Here is an 18,074-nt window from a genome sequence, read left to right on the forward strand (position 1 = left end):
TAAAAATAATTTCAAAGATAAAAATATTACAGCTCAATGGCCCATTTTGCTAACGCAACGCTAAAATTTAACTAATAATTGCAAACAGGAGAGCCGTTAATAAAACGACAACTGCTTGTCGTTTTTAGGCTCGCACGGCGATGAATTTGTGCAAATTTGCACTTTATACGCCTGTAGCCCTAAGGGCTTGATACAATTTTTTGAACGCAAAATTTTTGCTAAATTTCGTACGATGTAATATTTTTACTTTTTCGTTATTTAGCCAGTGTCAAAAGTTATCCTTTTATTTTAAAAGCAAATATAATGCTGATAATTAAGAAAATAAAACTCACAACTCCCACTTTTTCAAGTCCTATCATATCACTTAATACACCTATTGAAAATGTGACAAATGCGGGAATTAGGAAAGCTAACATCATATAAACGCCGTTTAGGGCTGTTGAATTTTCATGATGGTGGATAATTGATAACATTACGGGACCTGTGGAGAATAGGCTAAGACCGAGTAAAATGAGAGGCAAATAAATCAAATGAAAATAGATAAATAGAGGCATTGAAACAATTGCGATTAAAGTAGAAAATATTAAAGTTTTTTTATAACCGAATTTATCTCCTATATTACCGGCTAAAAAAGTACCTAAAATTGCAAAAAACTGAAAAAATGAAAGTGAAATATTGGCTTTTGTTAAACTCTCTCCAATATGGGTTAAAAAAAGCGGCAAATAAAAAGCAAAAAATATTTTTGCAAAACTTTGAAAAAACATAAATGCTGAAATGGTCAGGAAAAAATTTTTATATTCCATAAAAATTTTAAAATCGGCTTTTTGTTTTGTTTTTGGTTTAAAATCCCCTTTTATGTCTTTTAGTTTCCACCATAAAAAAGCTGAAGCAAAAAAAGCAAAAAACACTGTTTTTAACAGTCCTTCAAGTCCCCAAATACTGACAGCGGCCGTTGCTATCAAAGGTGCTATAGTCCTTGCAAGTTCCCCTCCCACCATAAACATACTCATACCAAAGCCCATTTTAGGTGTAACTTCCTTTACGATACCGGGAGTTGCTATATGGAAAATCTGGGCTGAAATTCCGGCAAGAAATATCAAAATAAGTAATATTATGTAATTTGGCGCAATTCCTATAAGAGACATAAAAATTGCTGTAATACTTGGTGAGAGTATTGTGAAAATTCTTAAATCTTTTCTTGAAATTAAAAGTCCCAAATATGGATTAAAAAGTGCGGGTATTCTTCTTATTACATCAAGAATTGAAGCTTCTGTAACATTAAGGCCTAATTTTTGTATTAAAAGCGGTAATACCGGTGCAAGGAAAGAAGTGTAAATGTCATGTGTTAAATGTGCAAAGGAAAGGAGAAAAACATTAAATTTATTTTTCATAAATTGCCTTTTTTTAAGGCGAATTGTAGCAGAAAAATTATAATTTGATGTTTCTTATTCCGTAATTTTCCACTACAAAATCTATATCTTTATCCCCTCTGCCTGAAAGATTTACTAAAATAGTATCGTTTGGTTTTTCTTTTGCCAGTTTCATAGCAAAAGCAACTGCGTGGGCGCTTTCAAGAGCCGGAATAATACCTTCATACTGACTCAAGGCATAAAAAGCATCAACGGTTTCTTCGTCTGTGATTGCCGCTATATTTAATCTTCCGCTTTCTTTTAAAAATGCCTGTTCAGGCCCGACTCCCGGATAATCAAGTCCGCTTGCTATTGAATATACTGGGGCAGGGTTTCCGTTTTCGTCTTTTAGCATAATTGTATTAAATCCATGAATCACCCCTTCATCCCCAAACATAAGTGTTGCCGCATGTTCTCCTAGTTTTGTGCCTTTTCCCAAAGGTTCAACTGCATATAATTCCACTTCGTCATCAATAAATCCGCTGAATATTCCCATGGCGTTGCTGCCACCTCCTACACAGGCCACAACATTATCCGGTAAAAATCCTGTCATTTCCAAAAACTGCTCTTTTGCCTCAAATCCGACAACACTTTGAAAATCTCTTACCATCATTGGAAAAGGATGAGGGCCTACAACACTGCCTATTGCATATAAAGCTGTGTCAAGCTGTTTTACATAACTCTCAAATGCACTGTCGACCGCTTCTTTTAGTGTTTTGAGTCCATGTGTTGCGGGTACAACTTCAGCCCCTAAAATTTTCATTCTGACAACATTCGGATGCTCTTTTTCTATATCAACTTCACCCATATGAATTTCACATTCCAACCCGAAATATGCAGCTGCCGTTGCCAGGGCGACTCCGTGCTGGCCTGCCCCTGTTTCGGCTATAAGCTTTTTTTTGCCCAAATATTTGGCAAGAAGGGCTTCTCCCATGCAGTGGTTTAATTTATGTGCCCCCATATGGTTTAAATCTTCCCTTTTTAAATATATCTGGGCTCCTCCTATTGCGTCGGATAATCTTTTCGCATGATATACAGGTGTCGGTCTTCCCTGAAAATGTTTTTGAATTCTTCTGAGTTCGCTTATAAAATCGTGGGAGTGTTTAAGTTTAAGGTAAGCTTTTGTAATTTTTTCAAATTCCTCTTTTAAAATATCAGGAATATACGCACCACCAAATCTTCCAAAAAAACCTTCACTGTCAGGATATTTTTGTAAATGTGATTTTTTCATGGTAAGCCTTTTTTGCTAATTGTAGCAAAAAGAAGGAAAAAAGTTAATTTAAATTTAAAAATTCTTTAATTTCTTCCACTTTGTCTGTTTTTTCCCATGTAAACTCTTCTCTTCCAAAATGCCCGTAAGCTGCTGTTTTTCTGTAAATCGGTTTTAGTAAATCAAGGGTTTCAATAATTCCTTTTGGAGTTAAATTAAATATTTTTCTAACTGCATCTTCTATTTTTTTCTCATCCACTTTTGCGGTGCCGTGAGTATCCACATAAATACTGACCGGCTCAACCACACCGATTGCATAAGCAATTTGAACTGTAATTTTTTCAGCTGCCCCAGCTGCAACCAGGTTTTTTGCCACATATCTTGCTGCATACGCACCGCTTCTGTCAACTTTTGTCGGGTCTTTTCCACTAAATGCTCCTCCACCATGAGGAGCAGCTCCCCCATAAGTATCTACGATAATTTTTCTTCCAGTTAGTCCCGCGTCCCCCTGAGGGCCACCTATTACAAATTTTCCTGTAGGATTTATAAAATATTCTACATTTTTGCTTAGCATACTTGCAGGGATTACTTTTTTTATAACTTCTTCAATTACTGCTTCTTTTATTTCAGAATAGTTAATATCAGGTTCGTGCTGGGTGGAAACCACCACTTTTTCAACGCTCACAGGTTTTCCGTTTTGATATTTTACGCTCACTTGTGCCTTACCATCTGGTCTCAGCCACGGAATAATTGCTTCTTTTCTTGCAACTGCAAGTCTTTTAGTAAGTTTATGTGCAAGCATTATAGGAAGCGGCATAAGTTCAGGTGTTTCAGTACACGCATATCCAAACATCATTCCCTGATCGCCAGCTCCTATTTCTTCACCTCTTTCAACTCCTTGGCGTATATCAGGGCTTTGTTCCCCGACTCCGTTTAACACTCCGGCGGTTCTGTAATCAAATCCGAACCTTGCATCAGTGTAACCGATTTCTCTTATAACTTCTCTTGCAATTTCCTGCATTGGGGCATATGTTACGGTTTTAAGTTCACCTGCAATAATACAAAAACCGTTGCTTAAAAGTGTTTCACAGGCAACTTTTGCGTTTTTATCTCTTTCAATAATGTAATCAAGTATGGCATCACTTATTTGGTCTGCCATTTTATCCGGGTGGCCCTCGGTTACACTTTCACTGCTAAATAAATATTCCCTCATAAATTCTCCTTGTTTAATTTTACATTTTCAATTATTCATTAAATTGCATACTCCTATTTTGAAAGTGCTAAGACTAGCATTTTCAAAAGACAAGAATATGCAAATGTAATTATACAATTGAAAAATAAAAATGTAAAATTAAAAGGTACTGATTAAATATGTATAATTTTAAAATTTTAAAGATAAAAATATTACAGCAGAGTGTGATTTTCCTAAAGTATTACTCAAATTTTGCTAAAGATTGCAAGCAGGAGAAAGGTTGATAAAATGACAGCCACTTGTTGTTTTAAGGTTTGTACGGCGACGAATTTGTGCAAATTTGTACTTTATACGCCTATACAACCCAACCTATTAATTACAATTTTTTAAATGTAAAATTTTTGTTAAATATCAGAGCTTACATTTTTTCCGTTATTTAGTCAGGGTCAATTTAATTTTTGTTAATTTATGATAAAATTAAAAAAAAATTAAAGGGATAAAAATGTTCTTTTCAAAAAAAGATGAATCATGTGATTATTTAAAACGTTTTATTGAAGAAGAATATAAAAAAATATTTTCCGATGACAATTTAAATATAGAAGAAAAATTAAAAAAAATTTTAGAAACTAAAGATAATGAAATAGAAGAATGGAGATATTTTAAAACTCATTTTCCTGTTGCTTTTTTTGTTATTTCTCCTGAGAGAAAAATTATTGAATTTAATAAAGAATTTGAAAAACTGACTGGATTTAACGCTTATGAAATCAGTGGGAAAGGGGGTGCTGAAATTTTGTGGCCTCCAAATCCAAGTGAATGCAAAGTCTGTAAATTGGCAATGAAATATTTAAATGAAAGAAAAACCGGAATTGGGACTGCTGAAATTATTACAAAAGATGGCAAGAAACTTCCTGTATTCGTTTATGTGGAACCTCTGGTAATTAATGGCAGAGTTACAAAAGTTTTTATAATGCTTAGAGCAAGACTGATGGATATTAAAGAGAGAAAAGAATATATGCAAAAACAGATTGCTCCTATTAAAGAAATTTTATTGAAAATAGCAAACGGGGATGTAAAAGAGACTCTCACACTTGATAAAGACAATGAACTTAAAGAACTGGAAGAACCAATTAATAAAATTATTTTAACATTGAATGATATTGTTTCAAAAATTTTAAAATCGGCTAATAATGTAGTTAACATTGCAACTGATACCAAAAAAATTATAAGTGATACCAAAAACTGGAATGAAAACGTTTTTCAGGTTAGACAATCAGAACTTACCAATCAGGCAGAGAGCTTAGAAACTTCCGTAAAAGAAATTGAAAATATGGTAAATTTAATAAAAGAAATATCAGACCAGACTAATTTATTGGCGCTTAATGCGGCAATAGAAGCGGCAAGGGCAGGTGAACACGGAAGGGGATTTGCGGTAGTTGCGGATGAAGTCAGGAAATTGGCTGAGAGAAGTCAAAAATCTACAGATGAAATAACAGCAACGATTTCAACTATTAAAAACAATACTGCAAATATGGTTTCAAATATTGAAGAAACAACCAAAGAGGCTTCAACATTGACAGAAAGTTTGGATAAAATTGAAGAAAACTTTGACAAAATAGAAGAAGATTCAATGGAATTAAAAAAAGAAGTTGATATATTTAAAATTAATAACTAACTTCTTTTTTATTTAAACATTCTTTTGAAACCTTAGCAATAAAATTTAATACATCTTTATCTTTTTGATGCCAAATAAAAAAATTATAAGGATATCTTGCCTTAATTTTTTCAAAAACACATTTGCAATAATTATATTTATCTGGTAAAGAAGAACTTTGTTCACAGGCATGTATAAATTTAAACTGATAATCAAAAGGATAATAATAAGAAAAAAGAAAAAGAGGAAAAATTAATATAAGTTTTTTCATAAACTCTTTCTAACTTCTATTGTGGCATCAACCATATTTTTTAAAGACGGTCTAACTTCTTCCCATTTTCTTGTTTTAAGTCCGCAGTCAGGGTTAATCCATACTTTTTCTTTTGGCAATACTTCTAAAATAGCCTTAATTTGTTCAACTATTTCTTCTTTGCTTGGAATTCTTGGGCTGTGAATATCATACACTCCTGGTCCGATTTCACCTTTATACCCTCTTTCTTTAAAGATTTTAAGCAGTGAATTGTCACTTCTTGCATTTTCAATTGAGATAACGTCTGCATCCATATCTTCAATTGCATCCATAATATCACTGAATTCAGAATAACACATATGAGTATGGATTTGAGTTTCTGGTTTTACAGAACTTGTTGTAATTCTAAAAGATGTAATAGCCCAGTCTTCATAATCTTTTCTTTTTTCATTTCTAAGCGGATATCCTTCCCTTAGTGCCGCTTCATCAACCTGGATTACTTTAATTCCTGCAGCTTCAAGCGCTTCAACTTCATCTCTTATTGCAATAGCCATCTGATAAGCTGTAACTCTTTTATCCTGGTCGTCCCTTACAAAAGACCAGTTTAGCATTGTAACAGGACCTGTTAGCATTCCTTTCATAGGTTTTTCTGTTAGGCTTTGAGCGTATGTAATCCATTCAACTGTCATATCTTTAGGTCTAGAAACATCTCCGTAAATTAGAGGCGGTTTTACACATCTGCTTCCGTAACTTTGAACCCATCCGTTTTGTGAAAATGCAACACCGCTTAGCTGTTCACCGAAATATTCAACCATGTCATTTCTTTCAAATTCACCGTGAACCAATACATCAAGTCCGATTTGTTCCTGGAATTCAACACAGTCTTTAATCATTTCTTTAATTTTTGTTTTATATTCTTCTTCACTGATTACACCGTTTTTATAATCGCGTCTAAGTTTTCTAAGTTCCGGTGTTTGAGGGAAGCTTCCTATTGTTGTTGTAGGTAGTATTGGATATTTTAGGTTTTCATGCTGAAGTTTGATTCTCTCTTCAAAAGGCACGCTTCTGTGTTTATCTTTTTCAGTTAAGTTTGATACTCTGTCTTGGACTACAGGGTCATGAATTTTGCTTGAAGTTTTTCTTGTAGCAATTGCTTCTTTGTTTCCTTCAAATACTTCTTTTTCGTATTCACTTAAAGCTTCATCTCTAAACAATTTATCAATAACTCTTATTTCATCAAGTTTTTCAAGTGCGTAGCTTATCCATGATTTGATATCTTCATCCATTTTTGTTTCATATTTTAATGTATATGGCACATGTAACAATGAACAGCTGCTTCCTACTAAGATATTGTTTTTATCATATCCTTCTGCAAGACCTTTAAGGAATGCCACTGATTTTTCAATATCATTTACCCACACATTTCTTCCGTTAACAATTCCGATTCCTACTTTTTTACCAGATTCAATTAAAGTTTTAATAGAATTTTCACTTCCGTGTACGAAATCTAAAAACATTCCTTCAATTGGAGTTGTTGCCAAAACTTCATTTGCTTCGTTTGAATGTTCAAAATAAGTTGCTACAAAATTGCCTTTACCGATTCTCTCATATACTTTTTTTAATATTTCCAAATCTTTTTTTGTAGGATTTGTTACAAAATATGGCTCGTCAAATTGAATTACCAAATTGCTATCTAGTGCTTTAATTTCTTTAATTAATTCTTCATATACAGGGATTAATTTTTCAATTACTTCATATTCATCACCATCAACTTTACTAAGTTTTACGAAAGTAACAGGTCCTATTAAATTTACTTTTGGGGTAATTCCAAGAGTTTTAATTTCATTGTATTCTTCTTTAATTTTTGTAATATCAACTTTAAAATCCATATTAGCATTAATTTCTGGAACAATATAATGATAGTTTGTATTAAACCATTTTGTCATTTCAAGTGCTTTATGAGTTTTATCCCCTCTTGCCATTGCAAAATATCTGTCCATACAGTTTTCAATGTCTTTATAATTTTCCGGAATTGCATTTAAAATTACGCTCATGTCAAGCATATTGTCATAAAAAGAAAAATCATTAATTGATATTAAATCAATACCGGCATTTTTTTGATAAACCCAGTGTCTAATTCTTAGCTCACTTGCAGTTTTTTGAAGGTCTTCTTTGCTTGATTTACCAGCCCAGTAACTCTCAAGCGCTTTTTTGAGCTCTCTTTGTTCCCCGATTCTTGGGAAGCCAATTACATATGTTGCCATTTGTATCCTTTTTTAAGCGCAATTATAACAAAATTATTTTACTTCTTTAAAAGATGTATCCACTTTATAAAGTTTTGTTTTGTAATTTATCTGGTTTTCAAATATATATATATGAAAATCATTCATATAAAACATATCTTCAGCGTTTTGCATATTATATATTTTATTGACAAGTATATCGGTTGCATAATTTAACCAGTTGTATTTTATATCGCTGTTTAAAAGAGTTGCATAGTCGTTGATTTCTAAAGGAGGATTTATAATGGAATTTGCAATTATCAGTTTTTCCCTGTCTTTTTTTTGTGTTAAAAATATAATCGCAGGTGAATAGCAAAGCTGCGGTGAAAAAACTAAAAACGGTTCAATTTCTTTTGATGTTATGGTGGACAAAACCTGTGCGCTTTTTGATATGTCGGTATTTAATATTGTAAATGAATTGTTTAAATCATTATAGTTTATATCAGGAAAATAGAAATTTCTTACAAAAAAAGGATTTTTTGTTTCATAATATAAAAGTTTTTTTGAAATCTGATTGTTTTGCGATATGGTAAAAAGTCTGTCATTTATAAAATTATTAAATAAATTAATCTGGTCTTTAAAATTTAAACCACCGAAATAAACATTTTCAAATGTCTGGTTAAAATCGTTTTTGTTAAAAGTCGGTATAAAAAAAGTTTTGTTATAATCACCAAAAGTTAAGATTTTTGATTTGTTTGTTTCGATATCAATAATATAATTTTGTGGAATGGCTGAGATATTAATATCATTATTATATAAGGAAATATTAAAATCCACTCCTTTTTGAATCAGATAGACATTTATTGAATTAACAATTGAAGGCAGATATTTAAAAAATTTTTGTTTATCAACAATTAATGCAAAAGATACCTTTGAATTTTGTGAATAAAAATTTTCATTAAATATTTCTATGTTTTCAGTAATATTTTTTTCTTTTTTTTCCATATCAGCTGAAATGTTTTTTTCAGTGTTATTAATATCCACTAAAATAGGTGATTCAAAATCAAGTGTTTGTGCCAAAAGAAGGGTGCCTACAATTAAAAAAAATATTTTTTTCATAACAGACTCTTTATTAAAAGAAAATCTTTATAAGCTTCTTTCTTTGCAGAGGGGTTTCTTAGCAGGTAACTTGGGTGAAAAGTAGGAATCACTTTTTTCTCCTTGTATTCAAATATCTGTCCTCTGACCTTGGAAATCGGCATATCTATATCCATCAGATACATAAATGCCGTTTTACCAAGACAGACTAAAATCTCGGGATTTATTATATCAATTTGTTTAAGCAGGTACGGTTTGCAAGTCTGGGCTTCTTCTATAGTAGGGACCCTGTTGTTCGGGGGTCTGCATTTTACTATATTTCCAATGTAAACATCTTCACGGGTTAGTTCTAAAACATTTAAAATAATTTTAGTCAAAAGTTTTCCCGCCCTTCCGACAAAAGGGCGGCCTGTTTTGTCTTCCTCAGCCCCGGGTCCTTCACCTATAAACATAAGATGTGCATTTGGATTTCCTTCTCCAAACACTACATGGGTTCTTGTTTTGCTTAAGTCGCAAAGAGTGCAGTTTAGGCATATTTTTTTGAGTTCTTCCAATTCATTTGGCATTGTGTTATTATTTTCATTTGATTGAAAACCTTCAAAATATTCCACACCGGCTTCTTTTAATTTGTAAAGATGTTTTAATTTAATAAGGTTTTTCACTTATTTCCTTTTGAATATTAATTTCACCGTTAATTTTATATGTAGGATAAGTGATTTTAATATCTTTTTCTTTTAGCAGGGCATCTAATATTTCTCCTGAAATCTGGCTTCTGTAAGCCATAGGAGAAGAGGATATTACCAGATACCATGCACTTATTCTGATACCGTTTTCTTCTATCAATGTAAATACTCTGGGATCCAGATTGTATGATTTAAAATTATATTCAATTTTTAATCTTTGCATTCTGGATTTTGTTGCTGCAACCTGTCTTTTTGTCTGGTTTATTAAAATGTTTTTAATTATATCGGCTGCTTTCTTATAATTTGAATCAAATGTGAGTGTAATATCTATACCGTCCCATACGGTTGCAAGACGTTTATGTGTATAGTTGAAAATAGGATTGTTAAATATCACATTGTTTGGTACAAAAACTATTCTTCCCGCACGTCTGTTTTTATGATAAGTGGTATATGTTACATCTTCATATATTACAATTCTTGTAAGTGTAATATCAATAACATCACCCACAATTTGGACATTTCCGTTTTGCAGATATATTTTAACCCTGTCCCCGACTTTAATATTGCCGTTTACCATAATTACAAACCAGCCGAACATATTCATAAACCAGTCTTTCATAGCAATTGCGATACCGGCTGAGATGAATCCTAAAATAGTGATTATATATGTGGCGTTGTTTATGTAAAAAAGGAGTGAGGTTAAAGCGATAATAAATATTGTGAGAATATTGATAATTTTATTTGATAAATACAGATTTTCTTCTTTGATATATTTTTTCATTATTAGTTTTAAAATAAATGAAAAAATTATTAAAAATATAATTATTCCTATTAAAATAACTAGTTTGTTAATTTGATTTTTAATTTCTTTTTTGATTTTCTCTTTTTGAGATAAAATAAATGTTTTTAGGGTTTCAAGCTTTTTTTTGTAAATGGTGTCTATTAACTCAAAATCTTTTATCATATTTTCGAGCTGAGTGTCTTTTATTTTTAATTTTTTTTCCAGAGTGTATAATTCTTTTAATTTATTCAAAGTGTCTTTAAATTCTTCATATGTTTGAATGTTTTGATTTAAAATATTTTTTATCTGTTTTTCATAATTTATCGCTGAAAATATTTCAAAAGGATTTTCTATTTTAGGGGCTTTTGGTATGTTTTTTAGTTTTATTAAGGTATTAAAGATATTTTCGTTTTCTTTTAGCAAATCAAGTTGGGTTTGAACTGTTAGAAGTTTTTGTTTGTATCTATGTGGATTTCTTCTTGCAAGATATTTTAATTTGTTATATTTATCTTGCAATTTTTGATAATCAATATAATTTTTATAAGATAAATAAAATGAATTATTTGAAAGTTCCTTTTGGATTTTTGAAATCTGCTGTTTTGTTAAATTAATTTCAGTAGTGTTTGTTTCATTTGCAAATAAAAAAATAAAAGAAAAAATTAAAAAAAATATTTTCATTTAAATTTCCTTAAAACTTCTAAAAGAATCTCTTTATTCAAATTTTGCACAATTTTATATTTTCCGATATGTTCTGGTATTATAAATTTGATTTTATTGTTCATTGTTTTTTTGTCTGCAAAAAAGTGTTCGTAAAACTCTTCTTCATCTTTTATTTTGAAACTTGTAGGTAAATCGTATTTTTTAAGAAGTTTTTTAATTCTTTCATTTTCCTCCCGGGTTAAATATCCAAGGGCGATTGATAACTCATTTGCCATAATCATCCCGATGGCAACCGCTTCTCCGTGAAGATATGTTTTGTAATTAGTAAGATTTTCTATTACGTGTCCAAAGGTGTGTCCGTAATTTAACACGCTTCTTATACCTCTTTCTTTTTCATCCTGATTTACCACATTAGCTTTAATTTCCACGCTTCTTTTTATAATTTCTTCAATACTTAAAGCCTCTTTTTCTAATTTTTCAAAAAATTCCTTGTCAAACATAACTGCCATTTTAATAACCTCAGCCATTCCGGCTGCAAATTCCCTTTTTGGAAGGGTTGAAAGGAAATGGGTGTCAATATATACGGCTTCCGGTTGATAAAAGCTTCCTATTAAATTTTTTCCGTATTTATTATTAATTCCTGTTTTACCTCCAACTGAAGAGTCAACCATTGCAAGAAGAGTGGTCGGAATTTGAATAAATTTGATTCCCCTTAAAAAAATTGATGCGCAAAATCCGCTCATATCTCCTATCACTCCTCCCCCAAATGCAATAATTACAGAATTTCTGTCATATTTTGCGTCAAAAAGCCTATCAAGCGCGTATTCTATGCTCTCATAATTTTTATACTCCTCACCGTCTGGCAGTGTTATAATTATTAGTTCTTTTGTTTTTAAATGATTTAGCAGGTAATTTAAATGATATCCCGCCACTGTGGGATTTGTGATAATTGCAACTTTTGTATCCAAATCAATATCAGGCAATTTATCTATTAAAATATCATAAGTTTTATTTGGTGTGTCTATTGTGACTTTCATATTTCTCCTTATTTAATTGGTATTAAAAACTGGTTGAATTTATCAAGCATTATATATGCATTTTCTATTTTTGGATGGATTATTTCTGTAATTTTTGGAACCGGCGGTTTGATAAACGGTTCTATTAAACATATATTTTGTCTTTTTAACAATTTTAAAACAGGGTTTTTTTGAGTTTTTGTAAATGAAATGTTTTTAAAATTATATACTTTTGCAAATTTTTTAAGATATTCTTTTAATTCGTTTAAGTCTTTTGTTTCATTGGTCGGTTCCAAAAAATTTATCCCGAGATTTAACTGAAAAGAGAGGTCAAATAAAGCGGGGGCGATTCTGTCAAGCATTTTGTGTTGAAGCAAGACGACAAATTCTATGCATTTTTTAACTGATTCACTTCCCTGTTTAAAAATAGGTGTTTTTATTTCAAAAAAGGTTTTTTTGTATTTGTAAAAATATTCGTTGTTTGTAACAATTAAACCTATGCTGTATTTTTCAATATCATTTTTTAAAGTTGAAATATAATCATTTGAAAAATAATCTGTGTAAATATCTATGTTTTTAAATTTAAAGAGTTTATAAAGTTTAAAGTTTAAGGTAGGGTTTATTATCTTGATTATTAATTTTTTGTTTTTTAATTTTCTGTGTAAAAAAAGAGCGGATTTTAATAGATTTGAAATCATTTTTTGATTAAGCTGCATATCCAGTAACAGATAAATGTTTTGTCCGTATGGTGCCGGAAATGCTCCAAGATTTTTCTTGCTTTCTATAAAAAAGGATTTTAATCTTTCAGGTTCTCCTATAAGAAGCAGTTTGTCGTTTGGAAGTATAAGGGTGTGTCTGTTTGGTATTATGAATTTATTTTCCCTATAAATTACGGCAATTTTTATATTTTTCCATCTTTCTATAAAAGAGGGCGTTTTGTATGTAAATATTGAATGTGGGGGAATTTCCACTTCTAAAATTTCACCGATTCCAAGACCGATGTCCCTTGCAAAAAGTGGAACATCGGGAAGATGGTCTAATATTTTATTTGTGATTAATTCGATATTGTCAATTATTTCAATGTTGTTTTGAAATGGAATATTGATGTTTTTCCAGAATTTAACAAAAACGATGGATGAAAAATTTTTAATTTTATTGATTACAAATTCAGCTTCAATTTTATTTTTAATAAATATTATTATTTTATTTATATCTTTGTAAAAAATTGATTTGTATATGTCAAATGCAAAAAAAGAAATTTTATAGTAAAAAAAATTGTCCTTTTCAATTTTTACAATATCTTCTTCTTTTTCATATATAATATAATATTCGGCTTCTTTTATATAAGAAGAGGCTATTTTTTCTATTAAAATTTTGGATTCTTTACATCCGGCAAAAATTACTATTTTATTCAAGCATAACCTTTGATAAAATTTCGAGAATTATAACATATAATAAAAATGTAAAAATGGATAATGGAAAATGGAAAATTTATGTATAATAAATCTTAATCGGTTAAGAAATTAAAGGAAAATCATGGAATTTAAAATAGATGCAACTGACGGAAGGGCCAGGGCTGCCACCATTAAAACAGTACACAGTGAAATAAAAACCCCGATTTTTATGCCGGTCGGTACTGCCGCTGCGGTTAAAAGCCTGGATGCAATTGATTTAATGGATGTATTGGATGCAAAAATAATTTTGGCAAACACTTATCATTTATATCTTCGCCCAGGTGATGAAGTTGTTAAAAGTTTTGGGGGACTTCACGGATTTAGCGGCTATAAAAGGAGTTTTTTGACTGATAGTGGCGGTTTTCAGGCATTTTCATTGGGGGATAATGTAAAAATAAATGATAATGGAATTTGGTTTAAAAGCCATATTGACGGCAGCAGCCATTTTTTCTCACCTGAGAAGGTAATAGATATAGAATATAATTTAAACAGTGATATTATGATGGTTTTAGATGACTTGATTGCCCTTCCCAACACAAAAGAGAGGATTAAAAAATCAATAGAAAGAACTACGCAGTGGGCTAAAAGGAGCCTGGTTCATCATATTGAAAAAGGCGCTAAAAACAATCTGTTTGCAATAGTCCAGGGCGGGACTGACTTTGAATTTAGGAAAATAAGTGCCGAAAGTCTTGTTGGTATTGAAGTTGAAGGAAAAACATTTGACGGATTTGCAATAGGGGGGTTAAGTGTCGGTGAAGAAAATCAGCTGATGTATGATACCATTGAATTCACCACTCCTTTTTTACCGGAAAATAAACCCAGATATTTAATGGGAGTTGGAACACCCGAAGATATAATAGAGGCAATTGAGAGGGGTGTTGATATGTTTGACTGTGTTATGCCGACAAGAAATGCCAGAAACGGATATCTTTTTACAACATTCGGAACTCTTAGAATAAAAAATGCAAAATATAAACTGGATGATAAACCTATTGATGAAAACTGTAGTTGTTATACATGCAGACATTTTTCAAGAGGTTATTTGAATCATCTCTTCAAGGCAAAAGAGCTTACATATTTTAGGCTGGCAACTATTCATAATCTTCATTATTATTTGAATTTAGTAAAAGAAGCAAGAGAAGCTATAATTGATAAAAGATTTAATGAATTTAAAAAGGAATTTTATTCTAAACGGATAAACTGATTTTCTATAAGTTCATTAAGTTCATTAATAATTTCTTTTTCTCTTTTTACAATATATTTTTCTAAAATTTTTTCATCTTTTGGATTTGCCTTAAAATAAATGTGATATTTGTATAAATTTTGATTTATTTTTGTAATAGACCGGATTTCTCCAATAATGTCAAATAAATATTTTTTATCAATCTTAAGGGTAAAAATGGTTTCTACCTTTTCGGAAATTTCAAAATAGTTGTTATTTAACATTAAAGCCATTCCCTGAAATGAAATATCATATAATTTTGCTCGTATATTGTTTGTTTCACTTATAATTGTCACATCTATTTCTTCTTTTGGCTGAACCCTTATATGTTTTCTTTTAGGGAGGTTTCTTTGGATTTTTTTAATATTTGTAAGAGTTATTGTTTTTTTATGTAAATTGAAATCTTTAACTTCTGCAATAAAATAGTAATTTTTATTTTCTTGATTAAAATAAATTTCTGAATTAAATTTTGAAGCAAAAATAAAATTAATGGTTGAATTAAGAATAATTTCATTGTTTTTAATAATTAAAATATGTGTATTATGCGAAATCGGAATGCCTTTGTATACATTGTAAATGGTTATTTTTTCATTGTTTTTATATATTTCATATATTTCATTTGGAAGTTGAATTTCATTTAATTTACGTTTTTTTAGATATTCAATATAAAAATTGCAAATTATTGTAAAATCTTTCAGTTCGGAATAATGTATTTGATTTATAAGTAAATATTTAATAAAAGCATTGGTCATAAAAAAGAAAATTCTTTCTAAAATTGAAAATAAAGAAACATTATAATCATATAATTTTTCTTCTATTTTTAGAATTTCCGGAATTTGTTTGTTTTCTAATAAAAAAGGGCTGATAAAAAGAAAATTATAAATTTGTTTTATTTCTTTTTGGGAAATAATATCTTTATTTATATTTTTTAAAAACAGTTCAGTAAATTTATTTTCATATTCTTTGAAAAATTTTTTATTTTTTTCAATTATTCTAATTTTATTATCTGTCATTATGTTCTAAATTTTATTGGTAATTCTTTAAATTCTAAATTTTTTTTACTTTTTAATACATTTAAGTTTTTGTCTATTGTAAGAATGTAATCTGTTTCCGCACCCATATTGTCGGTGGAAACAGCATATATTATGATATTATCGTTTTTAATACTAACTTTATTTACATAATCATCCATTCCCAGATCTATCCTTCTGGCTTTTGTGATTTTTCCATTTTTATTAATTAAAATAATTAAAATATCATCATTTGTAAATGAAATATTGCCTACCACCAAAATTTTATTATCATATGGAGTAATAAATTTTGCCAATTCTTTTTTTGTAGAAGCAATTTTGCTAAAAACGGATGTGTTTTTATAAATATATATATCGGATTTTGTTTTTTTATTAAATACGTTAATTGCCGAATAAATATTATTTTTATCTACAAAAAAATCTGCAGGCATGGAATATTTTTTACCTAAATAAACTGTTTTTAGCAGGGAAAAGCTGTTTAATGAAAAATCTAAAATAACGGGTTTTTGTTTTATATTATCATATCCGAGTAAATAAAAATGGTCATTGTTAATTAAATATTTTTTTGGTTCAATTAGAGTTTTTATAATTTTTTTTGAAATCAGGTTATAGTTTTTATCCAGTTTATTTATACTTATTCCGTTTGATTCTGTTTTTGAAAAATAATAATATTTTTTGTAAAAAATTAGGTTGTCACCGGTAATTCCATAATTTTTCAGCAGTTTTATATCATTGTTCGGATTTATTTTTACCTGCGGTTGATTTTGAACGCATCCAATAAAAAAAGAAATTACTGCAATTAATATTAATTTTACATTTTTCATTTTATTCTTCCTTATTCATAATAAGTTACGCTGCTTTTACCGAATTTTTTTGTTTTGATTTTTTGGTATTTTCCAAGGTTTTCGGGAAAATCGTAATTGGTTTGATGTTCGATTATTACTTTTTCCACGTTAATTTTTGGAAGCTGTTTTATAAGAGTTTGTACTTTATCATAAATATCTTCAAAACCTTCCCTTATTGCAAAAGGAGGGTCAAAATAAAAAAACGCTTTTTCTTTGTTTCTTTTAAGTTCTTCAATTACATCCCAGATAGTTTCAAAACTGTCACCCAAAATAATCTGACATTTTTTTATATCTTCTTCTTTTAATGAGTCTATATTTTTTTTCAAAACTTTTGCGGCTTCCGGGTCTTTTTCTAAAAAGTATGCCCTGTTTGCACCTCTGCTTACAGCCTCAAGACCGATGCTTCCGACTCCGCTGAATACCTCAACCCAGTTTGAATCAGGTACTTCCCACTGCAGGGTGTTAAATACACTTTCTTTAAGTATGTTTTTTGTGCTTCTTGTAGTCTCTTTGTTTCCCATGAACAGTTTTTTACCTCTGTATTTTCCCCCTATTATTTTAATATTACTCTTTTCCATAATGCTCCTTGATTAATTTTATTAACTTATTTTTAAAATCTTCTAAAAGAAAATCCAGTTTTTCATCAAAAGATTCTGTTTTTACGTTTTTGATATTTAAAATTTTTTCCAATTGTAATAAAAGCGATGTTTTTGTAAAAGGCTTTTTAATGTCTTTTCCAATAATAATACCGTTTTTTTCCGGATTGTCTGTTATAATTATTCCGTTTTCATTTAAATAATCTTTTAAAAAATATTCCAATGTGTATTGCAAAAGAGGGGAATCACAATCTACTTTTAGTTTCAATTAAAACCTTTTTTATAATTTTAGCATAAATTTTTTATTAAAATAGTCGATATAATTATAGATAATTTTAAGGGGTTGAAAAATGGATATTTTTTCTTCTATAAAAAACAATGCGCAAAAAATTTACAATTATGACAGCTTAAATCAACATTCAAATAGGGTTGCGCTTCAAAAAATTGATGAATTGGCAAAAAATGACGATGAAAAAACTTTAACCCAAAAAGTTCAGGCTCAAGATAAAAAAATTGAAAAAAAAGAGCTTAAAAAAGAATTACAAAAAGTAGTGGAAGAACTTAACAAGGCTTTAAATCCTTTAAACACTTCTTTAAAGTTTAAATTTAATGATAAAATAGATTTTTTGACTGTACAAGTTGTAGATACTAAAACAAATGAAACTATAAGGGAATTTCCTCCAAAGGAGGCGTTAAGACTAATGGAAAAAATGAGAGAGATAGTAGGGATGCTATTTGATAAAAAAGGATAAAA

16 protein-coding genes and 2 pseudogenes are annotated in these 18,074 nt (G+C 29.8%); 4 read left to right on the forward strand and 14 right to left on the reverse strand.

The features are described from left to right. Positions 1–275: 275 nt before the first annotated feature. Genes LNAT_RS02540 through metK form a run of 3 tightly spaced genes read right to left on the reverse strand, consistent with a single transcriptional unit; the run spans position 276 to position 3,832 of the window. Entirely contained in the window at positions 276–1,391 is a 1,116-nt protein-coding gene (locus tag LNAT_RS02540; RefSeq protein WP_096258353.1) for an MFS transporter, read from the reverse strand. 37 nt (positions 1,392–1,428) lie between these two features. Then, entirely contained in the window at positions 1,429–2,640 is a 1,212-nt protein-coding gene (gene trpB, locus LNAT_RS02545) for a tryptophan synthase subunit beta (protein ID WP_096258354.1), read from the reverse strand. 43 nt (positions 2,641–2,683) lie between these two features. Further along, complete coding sequence (gene metK / locus LNAT_RS02550; protein WP_096258355.1) at positions 2,684–3,832, reverse strand: methionine adenosyltransferase; 1,149 nt, start codon at positions 3,830–3,832, stop codon at positions 2,684–2,686. Positions 3,833–4,313: 481 nt separating this feature from the next. On the opposite strand from metK, the pseudogene LNAT_RS08990 reads away from it, so the two are divergent. Together LNAT_RS08990 and LNAT_RS08995 are read left to right on the forward strand one after the other, a co-directional pair. Further along, positions 4,314–4,817: pseudogene (locus LNAT_RS08990) on the forward strand (PAS domain S-box protein); the annotation flags it as partial. 312 nt (positions 4,818–5,129) lie between these two features. Beyond that, positions 5,130–5,483 (forward strand): annotated as a pseudogene (locus tag LNAT_RS08995) (methyl-accepting chemotaxis protein); the annotation flags it as partial. Here LNAT_RS08995 and LNAT_RS02560 read toward each other — a convergent pair. Genes LNAT_RS02560 through LNAT_RS02590 form a run of 7 tightly spaced genes read right to left on the reverse strand, consistent with a single transcriptional unit; the run spans position 5,473 to position 13,587 of the window. After that, positions 5,473–5,733 carry a hypothetical protein gene (locus LNAT_RS02560; RefSeq protein WP_096258357.1) on the reverse strand — a complete coding sequence of 87 codons (261 nt, stop codon included), beginning with the start codon at positions 5,731–5,733 and terminating at the stop codon, positions 5,473–5,475. The pseudogene LNAT_RS08995 and the gene LNAT_RS02560 sit on opposite strands and share 11 nt — an antisense overlap. Continuing rightward, the gene (metE, locus tag LNAT_RS02565) at positions 5,730–7,976 is read right to left on the reverse strand and encodes a 5-methyltetrahydropteroyltriglutamate--homocysteine S-methyltransferase (RefSeq protein ID WP_096258358.1); all 2,247 of its coding nucleotides are present in this window, start codon (positions 7,974–7,976) and stop codon (positions 5,730–5,732) included. Before metE ends, LNAT_RS02560 begins: the two co-directional genes overlap by 4 nt. Positions 7,977–8,009: 33 nt before the next feature. Further along, positions 8,010–9,053 carry an RNA polymerase beta'' subunit family protein gene (locus LNAT_RS02570; RefSeq protein WP_096258359.1) on the reverse strand — a complete coding sequence of 348 codons (1,044 nt, stop codon included), beginning with the start codon at positions 9,051–9,053 and terminating at the stop codon, positions 8,010–8,012. Continuing rightward, complete coding sequence (locus LNAT_RS02575) at positions 9,050–9,694, reverse strand: uracil-DNA glycosylase (protein ID WP_238593967.1); 645 nt, start codon at positions 9,692–9,694, stop codon at positions 9,050–9,052. Before LNAT_RS02575 ends, LNAT_RS02570 begins: the two co-directional genes overlap by 4 nt. Beyond that, positions 9,678–11,174 (reverse strand): mechanosensitive ion channel family protein, encoded by a 1,497-nt coding sequence (locus LNAT_RS02580; RefSeq protein ID WP_096258360.1) that lies wholly within the window; start codon positions 11,172–11,174, stop codon positions 9,678–9,680. The genes LNAT_RS02575 and LNAT_RS02580 overlap by 17 nt, the downstream gene beginning before the upstream one ends. Further along, positions 11,171–12,193, reverse strand: a complete 1,023-nt coding sequence (gene aroB, locus LNAT_RS02585) for a 3-dehydroquinate synthase (RefSeq protein WP_096258361.1) — start codon at positions 12,191–12,193, stop codon at positions 11,171–11,173. Before aroB ends, LNAT_RS02580 begins: the two co-directional genes overlap by 4 nt. A gap of 8 nt (positions 12,194–12,201) precedes the next feature. Then, positions 12,202–13,587, reverse strand: coding sequence for a TrkA C-terminal domain-containing protein (locus LNAT_RS02590; RefSeq protein WP_096258362.1), 1,386 nt, complete (start codon positions 13,585–13,587; stop codon positions 12,202–12,204). A 121-nt stretch (positions 13,588–13,708) separates the two neighbouring features. On the opposite strand from LNAT_RS02590, the gene tgt reads away from it, so the two are divergent. Further along, positions 13,709–14,830, forward strand: a complete 1,122-nt coding sequence (gene tgt, locus LNAT_RS02595; protein ID WP_096258363.1) for a tRNA guanosine(34) transglycosylase Tgt — start codon at positions 13,709–13,711, stop codon at positions 14,828–14,830. On the opposite strand, the gene LNAT_RS02600 is transcribed toward tgt, so the two are convergent. From LNAT_RS02600 to LNAT_RS02615, 4 genes are read right to left on the reverse strand one after another with little or no spacing between them, the layout of a single operon-like run. Continuing rightward, positions 14,809–15,861, reverse strand: a complete 1,053-nt coding sequence (locus LNAT_RS02600) for a PilZ domain-containing protein (protein WP_096258364.1) — start codon at positions 15,859–15,861, stop codon at positions 14,809–14,811. The genes tgt and LNAT_RS02600 overlap by 22 nt on opposite strands. Continuing rightward, positions 15,861–16,703, reverse strand: a complete 843-nt coding sequence (locus tag LNAT_RS02605) for a hypothetical protein (RefSeq protein ID WP_096258365.1) — start codon at positions 16,701–16,703, stop codon at positions 15,861–15,863. The genes LNAT_RS02600 and LNAT_RS02605 overlap by 1 nt, the downstream gene beginning before the upstream one ends. A gap of 11 nt (positions 16,704–16,714) precedes the next feature. Further along, positions 16,715–17,302, reverse strand: coding sequence for a 16S rRNA (guanine(966)-N(2))-methyltransferase RsmD (rsmD, locus tag LNAT_RS02610; protein WP_096258366.1), 588 nt, complete (start codon positions 17,300–17,302; stop codon positions 16,715–16,717). Beyond that, positions 17,289–17,588, reverse strand: a complete 300-nt coding sequence (locus LNAT_RS02615) for a hypothetical protein (RefSeq protein ID WP_096258367.1) — start codon at positions 17,586–17,588, stop codon at positions 17,289–17,291. Before LNAT_RS02615 ends, rsmD begins: the two co-directional genes overlap by 14 nt. Before the next feature lie 82 nt (positions 17,589–17,670). Between LNAT_RS02615 and LNAT_RS02620 the strand changes: the two genes are divergently transcribed. Beyond that, positions 17,671–18,072, forward strand: coding sequence for a flagellar protein FlaG (locus LNAT_RS02620; RefSeq protein WP_096258368.1), 402 nt, complete (start codon positions 17,671–17,673; stop codon positions 18,070–18,072). Positions 18,073–18,074: the final 2 nt, after the last annotated feature.

The organism is Lebetimonas natsushimae (genome assembly GCF_002335445.1).
Classification (GTDB): Bacteria; Campylobacterota; Campylobacteria; order Campylobacterales; family Nautiliaceae; genus Lebetimonas; species Lebetimonas natsushimae.